We start from the raw sequence: 16,706 nt of genomic DNA on the forward strand, positions 1-16,706 counted from the left end.
GTGTCGCGGGACTTGAGTCAACGGGCCCCTTCCCGCCGTGAGAGCCCTCGACACGGAGAACGGGTCGCGCCGTCACCGGGACACCTGCCGCAGCGCCTCGGAGGAAGTCGCCTGATCCCGGGGCCCGAACGTCGCATGCGGGTAAGCCACACCGACGACGGCCCCGGAGTCGTCCAGACGGCCATCCCGAAGGACCAGGTGGCTTCGAACCGGCTTGATCCGGTAGGTGACAACGGACGGCTTCCTGCCGAGGGCGTCGCACTCCGCCAGTGTCTGAACCAGATGCTCACGGGTGACATCGTCGATTCCCACGCTGGGATCATATGACTATTGCTCGACTTGATTACTGCTGGAGTCAGCTGCCGGATAGGGGCGTTCCTTCGAGGTGAGGCCGGGCACCGTCCGCCACATCGAGTGCAGCCAGACCTCACGGATTGTCCGGCACGACATGTCGTGAGCGGGACCGAGTATGAGGCCACGCTGCATCAGGCGGCGGCATTGAGCAGCACACCGGAAGGATTCGGTCCCGCCCCTGAAGCGGGTGTGGCAGGTCGAGGCCTGCCGGGTGCGCGGGCGAAGGGCCGGACCCGAACAGCTCGCCCGCGCACGGCCACACGCCATGCACTCACGCCGTACTGAGGATGGCTACGAGAGCCCGTCGGACCCGTCGTCGAGCGTCCGGAACGACCAGGCGCTGCCGTTCCGGTTCGGGTCGGCGCCCGGCTCGTGGAAGCTGTGCCCACGACGGGTGCGACGACCTCGTCATCCGCGCAACCAACTCGTCAGAGTGGAAGGTCTGCTCGGTCACCCATCGGTGGGCTTGCCCGCGCGGCGCAGGGTTGTCGCCGCGATGAGTGCCGTGGCGGCGGCGAACACCGCGCACACCACGGCGACCGTGTTCAGCCCGCTCGTGTACGCCTCCCGCGCCGCGGCCAGCGTCTCGCGCGCGGCGTCCGCCGGGAGGTTTCGTGTCACCGCCAGCGCGCCTTCGAGGCTGCCCCGGGCGGACTCGGCCACGTCGGCAGGAACCCCGCCCGGCAGCGTGATCCCCTCCCGGTAGACGAGCGAGCCGAGGCTGCCCATCGTGGCGATGCCGAGCGCCACGCCCAGGTGGCTGCTGGTCTCCTGGAGCGAGGCGGCCGAGCCGCCCTTCTCCGGCGGCGCGGAGCTGACGACCAGGTTGGTGCCCAGCGCCCCGACCGGCCCCGTGCCGAAGAAGCAGATCACGAAGCCGACGACCAGGAGCGGCAGCCCGCCGACCGGTTCGACGAAGGCCATCAGCGCGTAGCCGCCCGCCGCGACGGCGAGACCGGCGGCGATCACGGACGCCATCGAGAAACGCGCCGCCAGCGTGGGCGCCAGCATCGCGGAGACGATCGACGCGAGCGCCGAGGGCACCATCCACAGCCCCGCCTCGACCGGCGAGAGCCCCTCGACCATCTGGAGGAAACCGGTGATGAGCAGGTAGCTCCCGGCCACGCCGACCATCAGGAGCGTCGTGATCAGCAGGGAGGAGGTGAAGGCCCGGTTGCGGAACAGGCTCACGTCCAGCACCGGGTGGGTCAGCTTCCGCTGACGGCGCACGAACAGCACGCCCACGGCCGCACCGGCCGCCGCCGTCAGGACCGGCACCGGCCCCCACCCGTGCTTCGTGAACTCCTTCAGACCGTGGATGACCGGCAGGATCGCCGCCAGGGAGAGGCCCACGCTGAACAGGTCGATCCTGCCCGCCCCGGCGTCGCGGTACTCGGGGAGCAGGAGGGGCGCCGCGATCAGCAGGACCACCATGACCGGCACGCCGAGCAGGAACACCGAGCCCCACCAGAAGTGTTCGAGCAGCACCCCGCCGATCACCGGGCCGAGCGCGGTGCCCGCCATGAAGCAGCTGGCCCACAGCGCGAAGGCCCGGCCGCGCTCCCGCGGGTCCTCGAACATGTTGCCGATCAGGGCCAGCGTGGACGGCATGAGCGTCGCCGCCGCGATCCCGAGCAGGGCGCGGCTCACGATCAGCATCTCGGCACTCGTGGAGTACGCGGTGAGCACGGACGTCACACCGACGACGACCGCGCCGGTGATCAGCAGTCTCCGGCGGCCGATCCGGTCGCCGAGCGTGCCCATGGTGACGAGGAACCCGGCCATCATGAAGCCGTAGATGTCCATGATCCACAGCGTCTGCGTGCCGCTGGGCCGCAGGTCCTCGGCGAGGGGCGGCAGCGCCAGGAACAGCACGCTCTGGTCGAGCGAGAGCAGGAGGGTGGGCAGGGCCAGCACGGCGAGCCCGGTCCACTCCCGGGGACCGGCCTTCCTCGCCACGCCGGTCGTGGGGGCATGCGTCGTCATGGGGCGTTCCTTCCGGTGAAGCCTTGGGACGGGCAGCGTGGACGGGGGCGCTCCCGGTTCCCTCTCGGTCCGCTCTCGGGCCGTTCCCCGCCCGGGAGCGCCGGTCGGTTAGCGTGATCCCATGCGTTTCGGGGTGCTGGGCCCGCTGGGGGTGTGGACGGCGGACGGGCGGCCCGTGCGGGTCCCGGAGGCCAAGGTCCGGGCCCTGCTCGCCGCGCTCCTGGTCCACCGGGAGCGGCCGGTGTCCGCGGACCGGCTCGTCCACGACCTGTGGGGCGACGCGGTGCCCGGCCGTCCGGCGGGCGCGCTCCAGAACAAGGTCTGGCAGCTGCGGCGGGCGCTCGAAGCCGCCGAGCCCGGAGGCCGTGACCTGGTGGTGTCCCGCCCGCCCGGCTACCAGCTCGTGGTCGGTGACGACGCGGTGGACGCCGACCGGTTCGTCGGGCTGACGACGCGCGCACGGGCGGCGGACGATCCCGCCGTGCGCGCCGAACTGTTCGCGTCGGCCCTGGCGTTGTGGCGCGGCCCCGCGTTCGCGGACTTCGCGGACGCGGAGTTCACCCGCGCCGCCGCCGCGGGTCTGGAGGAACGGCGGCTGTCCGCCGTCGAGGAACGCGCCGAGGCGCGCCTCGCCCTCGGCGAACACGCCTCGGTGGCGGAGGAGTTGCACGAGCCGGTCGCCCGCAATCCGCTACGGGAGCGGCTGCGCGCCGCGCACATCCGCGCCCTCGGCCTGGCGGGGCGCCCGGACGCGGCGCTCAGCAGTTACACGGAGCTGCGCGAACGCCTCGCCGACGAACTGGGCATGGACCCTGGCCCCGAACTGGCCGCGCTCCACCGGGCGATCCTCACGCAGGACCCGTCGCTCACCACGGCCCCCACACCCGCGCCCGCCCCCGCACCGGCACGCGGCGGCGCGCCCGGCGGCCTGACCGCGCTCGTCGGCCGCGCCGAGGCCCTGCGCACGCTCCACGCCCATCTGGCGGCCGACAGGCTGGTGACGCTCACCGGCGCGGGCGGCGTCGGCAAGACCCGGCTGGCCCGCGCGGCGGCGGCGCGGGCCGCCGACGGGTTCCCCGGCGGCGTACGGCTCGCCGAACTGGCCGCGCTGGACGCCACCGCGACGGCGGAGACGGTCTACGAGACGATCGGCGCCGTCCTCGGGGTACGCGACGACACGGCGGGCCGCCCGATCCCGCCCGCCGACCGCGTCGTGCGCGCGCTGGGTGGTCGGCGCGCCCTCCTCGTCCTCGACAACTGCGAGCACGTCGTCGGGCCGGTCGCCGAGGTGGCCGAGCGGCTCCTCGACGCGGCGCCCGCGCTCACGCTCCTCGCGACCAGCCAGCTGCCGCTCGGCATCCCGGGCGAGCGGCTCCAGGAGGTGCCGCCGCTGGAGCAGCCCGCCGCGGTGGAGCTGTTCGTCGCGCGCGCGAGCGCCGCCGCCCCCCGTTTCGCGCTCGACGCCGACACCGCCGACGCGGTGGCCGCCGTCTGCCGACGCCTGGACGGCATCCCCCTCGCCCTGGAGATGGCCGCGACCCGCGTCCGGGCCTTGGGCGTACGCGAGGTGGCGGCGCGCCTGGACGACAGGTTCCCGCTGCTGGCCACGGGACGGCGCACGGCACCGGCCAGGCACCGCACGCTGCGGGCGGTCATCGACTGGAGCTGGGGCCTCCTCGGCGAGCGGGAACGGGCGGTCCTCGGGCGCCTCGCGCTCCACGCGGACGGCTGCGCGCTCGACATGGCCGAGGCGTTCTGCGCCACCGGCGACGTCGCCGCCCGGGACGTGCCCGACCTGCTGGCGCGGCTGGTGGACGCCTCACTGGTCGTCGTGGCGGACACGCCGGACGGGCCGCGGTACCGGCTGCTGGAGTCCGTCACCGCGTACTGCCACGAACGCCTGCGTGAGAGCGGCGAGTTCGACGCGCTCAGGCAGCGGCACCTCACCCGCTACACCGCGCTCGCCGAACAGGCGGAACCCCACCTGCGCGCCCACGGGCAGCGCACCTGGCTGCGCCGCCTCGACGCCGAGACGGCGAACCTGCGCGCGGCGCTCGACACGGCCGTCAGGACGGGCGCGGCCGACCCGGCGCTCCGCCTCGTGAACGCGCTCGCCTGGTACTGGCGGCTGCGCGGCAGGACCGGCGAGGCGGAACGCTCCCTCTCCCTCGCCCTGTCGGTCACCGGCCCGCGCGATCCCGCGCTGGTCGCGCGGGCCACGGCGTGGCGCGGCGGCATCCGCCTGCTGGGCGGCGGCGGCACGGACCCGGTGACGGAGTACCGCACCGCGCTGGAGCCGTACGCGGCGGTGGACGACCCGGCCGGACGGGCGCGCGCCGAATGGTTCCTCGGCTCACGCCTGTACGGCGTGGGCGACCTGGCGTCCGGGGTCGAACTGGTCAACAGGGCGCTGGAGACGTTCCGTTCCCTCGGCGACACCTGGGGCACCGCCGCCGCGCTCGGCACCCGCACGTTCCAGGCGAACCTGCGCGGCGACTTCGACGCGCTGCGCGAGGACGGCGAGCGCAGCCTCGCGCTCTTCCGCGAGCTGGGCGACCGGTGGGGGCAGCTCCAGGCCATGGTCCCGCTCCAGACGCTCGCGGAGGTCGTCGGCGACTACGGGCGCGCCGCGCGCCTCTACCGGGACGGGCTGCGGATGGCCGAAGACCTCGGGCTGTGGGCGGAGTTCTCCTTCCAGCTCTCGGGACTCGGCCGCATCGCGCTGCTGGAGCGGGACTACGCGAAGGCCGGGGAGCTGCACGAGCGGGCGCGGCGGGTGGCCGTCGAGCAGTCGGACCGGTTCGGGGAGCAGTTCGCCGAGATCGGGCTCGGGCTGGGGGCACGCCGCGAGGGGCGGCTCGACGCCGCCGAGGCGCACCTGCGCTCCGTGCTGGATCTGCACCGCCGGATGGGGTACGAGCCGAGCGTGCCCCCGCTGATCCTCGCCGAGCTGGGGTTCGTCGCCGAACTGCGGGGCGACGCGCGGGCCGCCGTCGCTCTCCAGGAGAGGGGGCTGGCCGCCGCGCGGGCGGGCGACGACCCGCGGGCCGTCGCGCTGGCGCTCGAAGGGCTGGCGGGGGCCCGCCTGTTGGGGGGCGACGCCGCGCGCGCGGCACGGCTGCTCGGCGAGGCCGCGGCCACCCGCCGGTCGGTCGGCACCCCGCTGCCGGACGGCGAACGGGACGACGTCGATCGCATCTCCGCCGCGGCCACCACGGCCCTCGGCGCCACACGCTTCGCCGCCGAGTGGTGCGCCGGGGAGGGCGTGGTGTGACGTGCGCTCTCGTCATGTCCCCGGCGGCGGGCCTAGGCTGGGGGGCATGGCCTGGACGGTGCGCGACATCCCGGATCTGAAGGGCCGCACGGCGGTCGTGACGGGCGCCAACAGCGGCCTCGGCTACGTCACCGCGCGCGAGCTGGCGCGGCGTGGCGCGCAGGTCGTGCTGGCCTGCCGCAGCCGGGAACGCGGCCGGGCGGCGTTGGAGCGGCTGCGCGGCGAAGTCCCCGAGGGACGGGTCGAGTTGCGGCTGCTCGATCTGGCTGACCTCTCCTCGGTCCGCGCGTTCGCCACCCAGTGGCGCGGCGAGCGGCTGGACCTGCTGGTGAACAACGCGGGGCTCATGGCCGTGCCGCGCGGCCGGACCGAGGACGGCTTCGAGACGCAGTTCGGCGTCAACCACCTCGGCCACTTCGCCCTGACGGGGCTGCTCCTGCGACCGCTGCTCGCCGCCCCGGCGCCCCGCGTCGTGACGGTCTCCAGCATCGCGCACCTGGCGGCCAACGTGGACCTGTCCGACCCGCACGCGGACCGGCGCTACCTGCGCTGGGTCGCGTACGCGCGCTCCAAGTCGGCCAACCTCATGTTCACCCACGAACTGGCCCGCCGCGCGCGGGACACGGCCCTGGTCGCCGTCGCCGCGCACCCCGGCTGGGCCGCCACCGAACTCCAGGCCAAGGGGCCGCGGATGGCGGGCAGCGCGGTGCAGGAACGTGCCGCCCACGCCCTGAACAGGCTCGTCGGCTCGGCGCCCGAGGCCGGGGCGGCGCCGCTGCTGCACGCCGCGACCGCCCCGGACGTGGCGCCCGACGCGTACCTGGGGCCACGCGCCGCGGCCAGGGGCCGTGCGGGCCGCACCTGGCGCGCCCCCTGGACGAGGAACGACGCGATGACGGCGCGCCTGTGGCATGTCTCGGAGGAACTGACGCGTGTGAGCTACGACTTCGCACCGCCGTCAGCCCTGTGACATGGAGCGCGCACGCGTCGGTGCGCGCTGTTATCGTCAGCGGATCGGGACGATCCGTATCGCCGCAGGGGGAAAGCATGAGTGCGCAGTGCTGGAGCTGCCGACAGCGGCCGTCCGCCGCGCCGGACGGCCGGTGTCAGGTGTGCACCGCGGGTGGCGCGGTGGCGAGCCAGCCGACCGTGGGTGACGGCTTCCCGCTGACGCCGCCGGTCGCCGCCGGGCCCGTGCCGCCGTCGGCCCCGCCCCCGCAGCCCCCGCCGTTCTCCCAGCCACAGCCCCACCCTCAGCCACAACTCCAGCCGCAGCTCCAGCCGTTCGCCCCGCCTCCCACGCCCGGCTACGGCTACCCCGGCTCCGCCGGCCCCGCCGCCGGTCCCGCGTACGGCTACCCGGGCGGTCACCTGCCGCTGCTGGCCACCCCGTTCACCAGTCCGCAGGGCCTGTCCACCGCGCTGACGGCCCTGTTCGGCGTCGCGATCGCCATCTGGCTGTTCGGCATGGTGTCCGGGGCCGCGATGCTGAACCTGCTGGACGACATGGAGGGGCCCGCCGCGTTCGGCCTGACCTTGGACGAGGTGCAGGACACGCTGGACACCTGGCAGGGCACGGCCACCATCCAGATCCTGCTGATGCTGGCGATCGGCATCGTGTTCCTCATCTGGTTCTACCGGGTGCGCTCGAACGCCGAGATGTTCGACCCGGCCGGGATGCGCCTGAGCCGTGGCTGGGCGATCGGCGCCTGGTTCGTGCCGGTGGTGGGCCTGTGGTTCCCCAAGCAGATCGCGAACGACACGTGGCGCGCCAGCGCCCCGTGGGGCGAGCAGGCGCGTCTCGGCCTGGTGACCGCGTGGTGGCTGCTGTGGCTGCCCACCGTCTTCACGAGCTTCTCGGCGCTGTACTCGGACGACGACGGCATCATCGACTTCAACGACTCGGACGAGTTCGACGAGGTGCGGAGCGCCGCCGCGGTGACGGTCCTGAACGGCGCGCTCGGCATCGCCGCGGCGATCCTCGCGATCCTCTTCGTCCGGCAGCTGACACGGCGGCAGTTGACGAAGTTCGCGCAGGGGCCGACGCCGTGGGCGACGCAGGGCGCGATGCCGCCGCCGGGGGCGTACCCGCAGCAGCATCCGCAGCCGGGCGTGCCGCACCAGCAGTACGCGCCCCCGCCGCACTTCCAGGCCCCGCCGCAGGCGCAGCCGTTCCCCCAGCCGGGACAGCAGCCAGGACCGCAGCCAGGACAGCAGCCGGGCCACCAGCCTCCGGGCGCGCCGCCGCCCCCGTTCTGACCCGGGCCTCCTCCTGACCCGCGGCACCCTCCCCCCGGGGCCGGGTCTCGCGAACGCGTGCGATACTCTGCGCCGTTCACCGAGATCCGTCCAACCGGGGGGTTTTTCATGGGGCTTGTCCTCGCCGTCGTCGGCGTGGCCGCGCTGGTGGCGGCCGTCGTCGTCCTGCTGCGGTCACGGCGCCGCGCCGCGCCGAAGGCGCCACCACCGCCGCGCGACCCGTTCGCGCCCGAGCAGGACACGGGCGGCGACCCGCGGCGGCTCAAGGCGGGCGACATGGTGGAGTACCTGGGCGAGCGGCTGTTCGTCCGCGGGTCGCTGCGGCTGTCCGAGGGCGGGTTCAGCTGGTCGGAGCACTTCGTGGACGCCATGGACGGCACCGACGCGGGGCGCCGGTGGATCTCGGTCGAGGAGGACCCCGACCTGGAGGTCACGCTGTGGAGCGAGTACGCAGGTGACCCGCTGAAGCCGAGCGAGCAGTCCCTGACCGTCGGGGGCGTCACGTACCACCGCACCGAGCACGGCACGGCCACGTACGCCTCCGAGGGCACGACCGGCCTCGCCGCGACGGGCCGCATGGAGTACGCGGACTACGAGGGGCCGCGCGGACACGCCCTGTCCTTCGAGCGCTTCCCCGGCGCGGGCGGCGAGCAGGGCCGCTGGGAGGCGTCGCTCGGCGAGCGCGTCCCGGCCGGAACGCTCACCATCTACCCGGGCGGTGACGCGTGAGCGCGCGCGGGGGCCGCAGGAGGAGCGGCATACGCACGGCGGCCGGGCTGCTCACGGGCGCGCTGCTGGTCACGGCCTGCGGTGGCGGCGGCGACCCGGACGTCCCGGACGCCTGGATCCGCGACACGTACGAACGCGACACGACGCCGGGCGGCGGCGACTACCTCGACCGGCAGGACACCCCGGCGCAGGTCGCCGACGAGATCGAGCGTGAGCGCGGGGCCATGGACCGTGTGACCAGCGAGTCGATGGTCTTCCTGCGCTACGACGACGACATCGTCGCCATCAGCCCCCGCACCGATGTGCCGGGCGGCAGCAGCATCGACGTGGACGACTACGAGTCGGGGCGGTCCCGGTACAGCAGCCACGTCGGCCACTACTGGCCGGCGTCGCAGGGACGCAGCGGCAGCGACTTCCGCGGCGGCGGGCCCGGCTCCGGCAAGTGAGCACGGCACCGGCGGCGACGCGCGGTGCGGACAGTTCAGGCAGTGCACAGCTCGGAGAACACCACTCCCGGGCGGAACGAGAGGACGTCGTCATGGGGGACATATTCGAATCGGCCGCGGAGACGCTGGCCTACGGGGGCGTCGGTCTCCTGGTGATGGCCGTGGCCTTCGGCGCGCTGGACCTGGTCACGCCGGGCAATCTGGCCAAGATCGTCTGGTCGGAGCGGAACAAGGGCGCGGCCATCGTGCTCGCCGGTCAGATGCTGGGCGTGGGCATCGTCGTCCAGCAGGCGATCCTGGCGAGCGAGTCGGAGGAGGGCCTGGACTACGGGCTGGTGAGCACCGGCGTATACGGGCTGGCCGGTGTCGTCGTGATGACGGTGGTCTTCGCGATCGTCGGCGTCATCACGCCGGGCCGGATGGGCGCGGCGGTGCTGGAGGACCAGGACGGACGGGCGCACCCGGTCGCCTGGGTGCAGGGCACGATGTACGTCGGCACGGCACTGATGGTCGGCGCGGCGCTCTCGTGATCCGCCGCCCCCGGCTGGCCCGCTTCCTCCTGCTGCTGACCGTGTTCCTGTGCGCGGCGTGCGGTCTGGTGTACGAGCTGGCGCTGGTCGCGCTCGGCGGCTACCTGATAGGCAACACCATCACGCAGACCTCCCTCGTGCTGGCCGTCATGGTCTTCGCGATGGGGGTCGGCTCGCTGGCGGCGAAGCCCCTCCAGCGGCGCGCCGTGGGCGCGTTCGCCGTGGTGGAGGGGCTGCTCGCGCTGGTGGGCGGGCTGTCGGTGCTCGTGCTGTACGTGCTGTACGCGTGGGTGGGCGTCTACACCCCGGCGATGACGGTCGTCGCGTTCCTGGTCGGCCTGCTGATCGGGGCGGAGATCCCGCTGCTGATGACGATGCTCCAGCGCATCCGCAGGCAGGAGGCGGGGAACGCGGTCGCCGACATGTTCGCGGTCGATTATCTGGGCGCGCTGGTGGGCGGGTTGTGTTTCCCGCTCCTGCTGCTGCCGACGTTCGGGCAGCTCAAGGGCGTGCTGGTGGTCGGCGTGGTGAACGCGGTGGCGGGGGTGGTCACCGTGCTGTGGATCTTCAGGGGCCGGCTGCGGCGGATCGTCTCGGTCGGTCTCGCGGCCGGGCTCGCGGCGGTCCTGACCGTGCTGGTCGGCGCGTACGTGCTGGCGGACGACATCGAGATCTCGGCGCGGCAGCGGATGTACCGCGACCCGATCGTGCACGCGGAGCGCACGCCGTACCAGGAGATCGTGATGACGGAGTCGCTGGGCTTCACCTCACGCACGGACCTGCGGCTGTTCCTCAACGGCGACCTCCAGTTCTCCTCGATCGACGAGTACCGCTACCACGAGGCGCTGGTGCACCCGGCGCTCGTGGGCGCGCGGGAGCGGGTGCTGGTCCTGGGCGGCGGGGACGGCCTCGCGCTGCGCGAGGTGCTGCGCTACCCGGACGTGGCGGAGGTGACGCTCGTCGAGCTGGACCCGGCGATGACGGAGCTGGGCCGGACGTACGGGGCGCTGCGGGAGCTGAACGGCGGCGCGTTCGAGGACCCGCGCGTCACGGTCGTGAACGCGGACGCGTTCACGTGGCTGCGCGGCGCGCCTGGTCCTTACGACGCGGTGATCGTGGACTTCCCCGACCCGGAGGACACGGCGACGGCCAAGCTGTACTCCGTGGAGATGTACGCGCTGCTGGCGAACGTGCTGGCGCCGCAGGCACGGGTGGTCGTGCAGTCGGGGTCGCCGTTCTTCGCGCCCCGCACCTACTGGTCGGTGGACGCGTCGCTGGCGGAGGCGGGCTTCGCGACGACGCCGTACCAGGTGGACGTCCCGAGCTTCGGCAACTGGGGCTTCGTGCTGGCGACGGTCGGCGAGGGGGCGCCTGAGCTGCGGCTGCCGGGGGACGTGCCGCCGCTGCGGTTCCTGGACGACGCGGTGCTGCGGGCGGCGACGGTCTTCCCGCTGGACCGGCGGCACGAGGACGTGCGCGCGAGCACGCTGATGGACCCGGCGGTGCTGGAGTACGCGCGCGGCGAGTGGCAGTACGACTGAGCGGGCGCGCCGGGGCGGCGGGCGGCGCGGCTTCTAGACTGCCGGGGCCGACCCAGGAGAGGAACACATCGCCATGCGCCCGCAGAGGTTCCAGCAGTTCGCCATCGACGCCTACCAGGCGGCCGGGATGAAGGCCGAGCCGTGGAGCGAGGGCACGAAGCGTCCGCTGGGCGTGGCGCTGACCCTGCCGAACGGGGCGCAGCTGCGGCACGCCGTCTCGGGGCAGAGCCGGGACGGCGACGCGTACGGGGAGGCGGAGCAGCCGGTGGAGGGCGAGGCCCCGGCGCCGGTGCCGGTGCCGGACCTCGGCCGGGGGGCGGAGCCGCGCCAGGTCGAGGCGTACCTGGCGGCCGTCCTGACGAACACGGGCCATCCCGAGATCCTGCGGGCGTACGCGTACGGGGACCGGGAGCAGCCGCCGAAGCACGCCGGTGTCGGCGTGGTGTTCCACTCGGGCGCGAAGGTGTACTGCCTGTTCGTGTAGCGCATGGCGGGGCCGGAGTGACGGGATGAGGGGCGGCGCCTCCGCACAAGGCGCCGCCCCTTCGGTGTCCCCGGGCCGCCGGGGACGCCCCCGTACGAGGGTCGGGTGGGGGCGTCCCCGGCGGCCCGGCGGCGGTGACCGTGGAGCGCACCGCCGCTGCCGTCAGGGCACGCGGGCCCTGACGGCGGGAAGCTCGTCCGCCCCCCGTGCGTCGGCAGTGACACTACCCCGCCGATCGCTCATCTGAGCGTGCGGCCCCTCATGGGTGGCGGGCATCACGTCCGCAGACCCGGGGAAAACGGCCGGAAACGAGCGTTTCACCCGCGCCGGGTCAGGCCCTGGCGCCCGGAGCGTTTCACCCGCGCCGGGTCAGGCCCTGGCGCCCGTCTCGGCAGCGGCGAGCCGCGCGTCGGCGCGGTCGGGCGCGTACAGCGACTCGACCACCATCGCCGCCGCGCCGCGCAGCCCTGCGTGGTCGCCGAGCCGTGAGGAGACGACCTGGAGGTACGCCGTGGTGCGCGGCATCGCGCGCTGGTAGAGCAGCTCGCGCACGCCGGTGAGGAACGGCGGCCCGGTCAGGTCGCCCGCGATCATGAGGACCCCGGGGTTGAGCAGGGTGACGACGGTGGCCAGCACGCCGCCGACGAGCCGCCCCGCCTCGCGCGCGAGGCGCACGGCGTCGGGCTGCCCGATGGACAGCTGGTCGCGGACGCCGGAGCCCGACGCGGTCGGGACGCCCGCCGCCGTCAGCTGCTCGGCGAGCGCCCGGCCGCTCGCGACGGCCGCGAGGCAGCCGAAGGAGCCGCAGCGGCACAGGGCGTGCGGGTGGTCGCTGAGCCGTATGTGGCCTATGTCACCGGCCGCGCCGTCGAAGCCCCGGTACATCTCGCCGTTCACGACGACCCCGGCCCCTATACCGGTGGACACCTTGACGAGGAGGAAGGCCGGGCAGTCCTGGTAGCCGTCGCGCTGCTCGGCGTACGCCATGAGGTTGGCGTCGTTCTCCACGAGCACGGGCACGGGCCCGGCCGTCGGGTCGAGGCGCACGTGGGAGGCGAAGGCCCGGCGCATGCCGTCGGGGATGGGGAAGCGGTCCCAGCCCGGCATCATGGGCGGCTGCACGACGATGCCGGTCGGCGCGTCCACCGGGCCAGGCACGGACAGGCCGATGCCGCAGACGGCGGAGGCGGGCACGTCGGCCTTCTCCAGCAGGAGCGCGAACCACTGCCCGAGCCGGTCGAGCGCCTGGTCGGGGCCCTGGTTGATCAGCAGGGAGCCGCTGTGCTCGGCGAGGAGCGTGCCGTCGAGGTCGAGGACGGCGGCGCGGGCGTGCCGCGTCTCCAGGTCGGCGCACAGCACGACGGCGTGCGCCGCGTCGAATTCCAGCCGTACGGGCGGGCGGCCCCCCGTCGAGACCTCGACCGGGTCGGGCGCGGTCTCGCGGACCCAGCCGACGCGGAAGAGCTGGTCGAGGCGGTGACCGACGGTGGACCGGGAGAGCCCGGTCACTCTCTGGAGCTCGCCCCGGGTGGTGGCCTGGCCGTTCCTGATCAGCGACAGCAGGTGTCCCGCGCTCGCCTGGTTCATGCCGACTCGCCTTCCCAGTGCCGGATTTCACGCCTCCTTCAGCTTGTGCGGTAGATATTACAGCGGTAGTTTTGCGTGTTAAGCAGACGTAACCCGACGGAACCTTGGACAAAACAATGAGCGCCCTCGCGGTGCGGCAACACAGCCGACGTCCACTCGGAGCTGACGTGGAAAGCGCTGATCAACCCCCTAGTACGTCCTCGATCGCATACAACGGCGCGCGGCGCGTGCTCGACGGGAACTGGACCGGAACCTCCACCGTCCCCTCACACGCCCTGTACCCCCACCAGTGGAGCTGGGACTCGGCGTTCATCGCCATCGGGCTGCGGCACCTGTCGCCGGCCCGTGCCCAGCGGGAGCTGGAGACGCTGCTGACCGCCCAGTGGGCCGACGGCCGCATCCCGCACATCGTGTTCAATCCCACAGTCCCGCTCGGTGCGTACTTCCCGAGCCCCGACTTCTGGCGCTCCTCGTCCGCCGGTGACCTCGCCGGGGCGCCGACCGCCGTGGAGACGTCCGGCATCGTCCAGCCCCCGGTGCACGCGCTCGCCGCGCTGCTGGTGCACGAGGCGGACCCCGAGGTGTCGCGGCGGCGCGGCTTCCTGGCGCACGTCTACCCGCGCCTGGTCGCCTGGCAGCGGTACCTGACCGAGCGCCGTGACCTGGGCGGGCGCGGCCTCGCGTCGATCGTGCACCCCTGGGAGTCGGGCATGGACAACAGCCCGTGCTGGGACCCGCCGCTCTCCCGCATCCGCCCCGCCGACCGTGGCACGTTCCAGCGCGCCGACCTGGACCACGGCTGCCCGGCCGACCGGCCGACCGACCTCGACTACGGCCGCTACGTCCGCCTCGCCACGACCTACCGCGACCACGGCTACGCCGACGGCCCCGACACGGCGCTGTTCGCCGTCGAGGACCCGGCGATGAACGCGCTGCTCATCGCCTCGGAGCACGCGCTCGCCGGGATCGCCACGGCGATCGGCGCCGACCCGTCCGACCACCTCGTGCGCGGCGAGCAGCTGACGACCGCGCTGCTCAAGCGGCTGTGGAACGAGGACGCGGGCCTGTTCCTGTGCCAGGACGTGATCAGCAACGAGCCGATCCGCGAGCGCAGCGTCTGCGGCCTGCTGCCGCTGATCCTGCCAGGACTGCCGGAGGAGGTCGTGGCCTCGCTGGTCGCGACGCTCAGGGGAGAGCACTTCGGCGTGGGCACGACGACCCGGCTGGCGCCGAGCTACGACCTGCGCGGCGCGGCGTTCGACCCGGCCAGGTACTGGCGGGGCCCTGCCTGGTTCAACGTGAACTGGCTGCTGGAGCGCGGCCTGCGGCAGTACGGCGAGACGGCGACGGCGGACGCGCTGCGCGACGAGCTGCTGGGCACGGCGGTGACCTCGGGGTTCGCGGAGTACGTCGATCCGGTCACCGGCGAGGCGCGCGGCAGCCGTGACTTCAGCTGGACGGCCGCGTTGGCCATGGACCTGGCCGTCCGGTCGCGCTGAGCGGCCGGGAGTCGCGCGCCGGGGGGACGAAAAGTGAACAGGGTGAACAGGGGAGACGCAGTGACCACGATCCAGCAGTGTCTGCTCGTCCGGGACGGCACCTTCGTCGCGGTGGGACCGGCGGGCGACATCACCGGGGAGCGGGGGACATGGCCGTGCGGCCTGTTCTCCCGTGACGCGCGGCACCTCAGCCGCTGGCAGCTCACGCTCGACGGCGGCATGCCGGCCGTGCTGGTGCCGGCGGCGCCCGACAGCCCCGGCGCGGACACGGCGACGGCCGTGCTCACGCCGCCGGGCGGACGCACGGACGCGCCCGCCCTGACCGTCTTCCGCGCCCAGACCGTGACGGGCACGGGCCTGGCGGAGCGGCTGGTGCTCAGCAGCAACACCCGGGAGGCCGCCGAGGTCCTGGTCGCCGTCACGGCGGACGCCGACTTCGCCGACCAGTTCCAGCTGCGCGCCGACCACCGCTGGTACGACAAGCCGCACGCCGTACGGACCCGGGCCGTCCGCGACGACGGCGTGGAGTTCGGCTACCGGCGGCGCGAGTGGCGGGCGCGGACCGTCGTCACGGCGGATCCCGCGCCCGACGCCGTGGAGGAGACGGGCAGCGGCGCGCGGCGCCTCGTGTGGCGCGTCACGCTGCCGCCGCACGGCTCGGCCGAGCTGGCGCTGCGCGTCGCCGCCGTCCCGCACGGCGCCCCCGCCCCGGCCGACGGCACGCCCGCCGCGCCGCCCGTGCTGCCCGCGCCGCACGCACGCCCCGAGCTGGCCCCGGCGTGCGAGCGCGGCCACGCCGACCTGGCCTCGCTGCTCGTGCCCGCGACGGGCCCCGAGGGCGAGCCGCTGCGCGTCCCGGCGGCGGGCGTCCCGTGGTTCCTGACGCTGCTGGGCAGGCACGCGCTGATCACCTCGCTGTTCACGCTGCACAGCCACCCGGACCAGGCCGCCGAGACCCTGCTGGCGCTCGCCGCCGCGCAGGCCACCGACGAGGAGCCCGCCAGGATCGGCGAGCCGGGCAAGATCGTGCACGAGCTGCGCGCGGGCGAGCTGGCGTACTTCGAGCAGGTGCCGTACGGCCGCTACTACGGCTCGGTGGACAGCACGCCCCTCTTCCTCATGCTGCTGGGCGCGCACGCGGAGAGCACGGGGGACGAGAAGCTGGCGCGCCGCCTGGAGCGGCACGCGCGGGCGGCCGTGGAGTGGATGTTCACCTACGGCGGCCTTGAGGCGCGCGGCTACCTCCTCTACCACGCGGACGAGGGCGGTCTCGCGAACCAGAGCTGGAAGGACTCGCCCGACGCGATCTGCTTCGCGGACGGCAGCCCGGCGAAGGGCCTGATCACGGCCGCCGCCGCGCAGGGGTACGCGTACGCGGCGCTGCGCCGTACCGCGCGCCTGGCCCGTACGGCGTGGGGCGACCCGGCGTACGGCGAGCGGCTGGACGCGGCGGCCGACGGGCTGAAGGCGCGCTTCGCCCGCGACTTCTGGCTGCCGGAGGCGGACTTCCCCGCGCTCGCGCTGGACGGCTCGGGCACGCCGGTGGACGCGCTGGCCTCCGACGCCGGTCATCTGCTGTGGACGGGCATCCTGGACCAGGAGCGCGCGGAACGGGCGGGGCGGCGGCTGCTTGAGCCCGACTTCTTCACCGGCTGGGGCATCCGTACGCTGGCCGCCGGGCAGCCCGCGTACCACCCGCTCGCCTACCACCGCGGCACGGTGTGGCCGCACGACAGCGCCGTGGCCGCGCTGGGGCTGGCGCGCCACGGGCTGCGCGCCGAGGCGGAGACGGTGGTCGGGGGGCTGCTCGACCTGGCGGCGCGGACCGGCTACCGGCTGCCCGAGCTGATCGCGGGCTACTCGCGCGCGGAGCACGCGCAGCCGGTGCCGTACCCGCACGCGTGCTCGCCGCAGGCCTGGGCGGCGGCGGTGCCGTTCGCGCTGGCGACGGCGCTGGGGCAGGGCGCGGTGGGGCAGGGCGCGGTGGCGCCGGTCGCCTGACGGGAGAGGTGCGGAA

General features: G+C 74.3%; 13 protein-coding genes. 10 read left to right on the top strand and 3 right to left on the bottom strand.

From position 1 onward, the window contains the following. Nucleotides 1-72: 72 nt before the first annotated feature. Nucleotides 73-312, bottom strand: a complete 240-nt coding sequence (locus tag IF27_RS26515) for a ScoMcrA-related endonuclease (protein ID WP_052852324.1) — start codon at nt 310-312, stop codon at nt 73-75. A gap of 492 nt (nt 313-804) precedes the next feature. Continuing rightward, nucleotides 805-2,340: an MFS transporter gene (locus tag IF27_RS26520; RefSeq protein ID WP_052852326.1), complete on the bottom strand. Its 1,536-nt coding sequence runs from the start codon at nt 2,338-2,340 to the stop codon at nt 805-807. Nucleotides 2,341-2,461: 121 nt separating this feature from the next. On the opposite strand from IF27_RS26520, the gene IF27_RS26525 reads away from it, so the two are divergent. The 8 genes from IF27_RS26525 to IF27_RS26560 all read left to right on the top strand — a co-directional run bounded on the left by IF27_RS26525 (nt 2,462) and on the right by IF27_RS26560 (nt 11,603). Further along, on the top strand, nt 2,462-5,614 hold the full coding sequence (locus tag IF27_RS26525) for an AfsR/SARP family transcriptional regulator (protein WP_052852329.1): 3,153 nt from the start codon (nt 2,462-2,464) through the stop codon (nt 5,612-5,614). A 46-nt stretch (nt 5,615-5,660) separates the two neighbouring features. Next, on the top strand, nt 5,661-6,584 hold the full coding sequence (locus tag IF27_RS26530) for an oxidoreductase (protein WP_052852331.1): 924 nt from the start codon (nt 5,661-5,663) through the stop codon (nt 6,582-6,584). 161 nt (nt 6,585-6,745) lie between these two features. Beyond that, complete coding sequence (locus IF27_RS26535; RefSeq protein ID WP_052852333.1) at nt 6,746-7,873, top strand: DUF4328 domain-containing protein; 1,128 nt, start codon at nt 6,746-6,748, stop codon at nt 7,871-7,873. Between the two features lie 108 nt (nt 7,874-7,981). Beyond that, complete coding sequence (locus IF27_RS26540) at nt 7,982-8,602, top strand: DUF4178 domain-containing protein (protein WP_052852335.1); 621 nt, start codon at nt 7,982-7,984, stop codon at nt 8,600-8,602. Beyond that, nucleotides 8,599-9,048: a DUF4247 domain-containing protein gene (locus IF27_RS26545; RefSeq protein WP_052852337.1), complete on the top strand. Its 450-nt coding sequence runs from the start codon at nt 8,599-8,601 to the stop codon at nt 9,046-9,048. Before IF27_RS26540 ends, IF27_RS26545 begins: the two co-directional genes overlap by 4 nt. 92 nt (nt 9,049-9,140) lie before the next feature. Then, a complete protein-coding gene (locus IF27_RS26550; RefSeq protein WP_052852340.1) occupies nt 9,141-9,578 on the top strand; it encodes a DUF350 domain-containing protein in 438 nt (145 codons plus the stop codon). Further along, nucleotides 9,575-11,119, top strand: a complete 1,545-nt coding sequence (locus tag IF27_RS26555) for a polyamine aminopropyltransferase (protein ID WP_052852342.1) — start codon at nt 9,575-9,577, stop codon at nt 11,117-11,119. The genes IF27_RS26550 and IF27_RS26555 overlap by 4 nt, the downstream gene beginning before the upstream one ends. 73 nt (nt 11,120-11,192) lie before the next feature. Continuing rightward, nucleotides 11,193-11,603 (top strand): hypothetical protein, encoded by a 411-nt coding sequence (locus IF27_RS26560; protein WP_052852343.1) that lies wholly within the window; start codon nt 11,193-11,195, stop codon nt 11,601-11,603. Nucleotides 11,604-11,972: 369 nt separating this feature from the next. Here IF27_RS26560 and IF27_RS26565 read toward each other — a convergent pair whose 3' ends face one another. After that, on the bottom strand, nt 11,973-13,190 hold the full coding sequence (locus tag IF27_RS26565; protein ID WP_052852344.1) for an ROK family transcriptional regulator: 1,218 nt from the start codon (nt 13,188-13,190) through the stop codon (nt 11,973-11,975). A 116-nt stretch (nt 13,191-13,306) separates the two neighbouring features. On the opposite strand from IF27_RS26565, the gene IF27_RS26570 reads away from it, so the two are divergent. Further along, nucleotides 13,307-14,689, top strand: coding sequence for an MGH1-like glycoside hydrolase domain-containing protein (locus IF27_RS26570; protein WP_110946259.1), 1,383 nt, complete (start codon nt 13,307-13,309; stop codon nt 14,687-14,689). A 60-nt stretch (nt 14,690-14,749) separates the two neighbouring features. Continuing rightward, nucleotides 14,750-16,690, top strand: coding sequence for an amylo-alpha-1,6-glucosidase (locus IF27_RS26575; RefSeq protein WP_052852349.1), 1,941 nt, complete (start codon nt 14,750-14,752; stop codon nt 16,688-16,690). Nucleotides 16,691-16,706 lie beyond the last annotated feature (16 nt).

This window comes from Streptomyces avicenniae, from assembly GCF_000719135.1.
Lineage (GTDB): Bacteria > Actinomycetota > Actinomycetes > Streptomycetales > Streptomycetaceae > Streptomyces > Streptomyces avicenniae.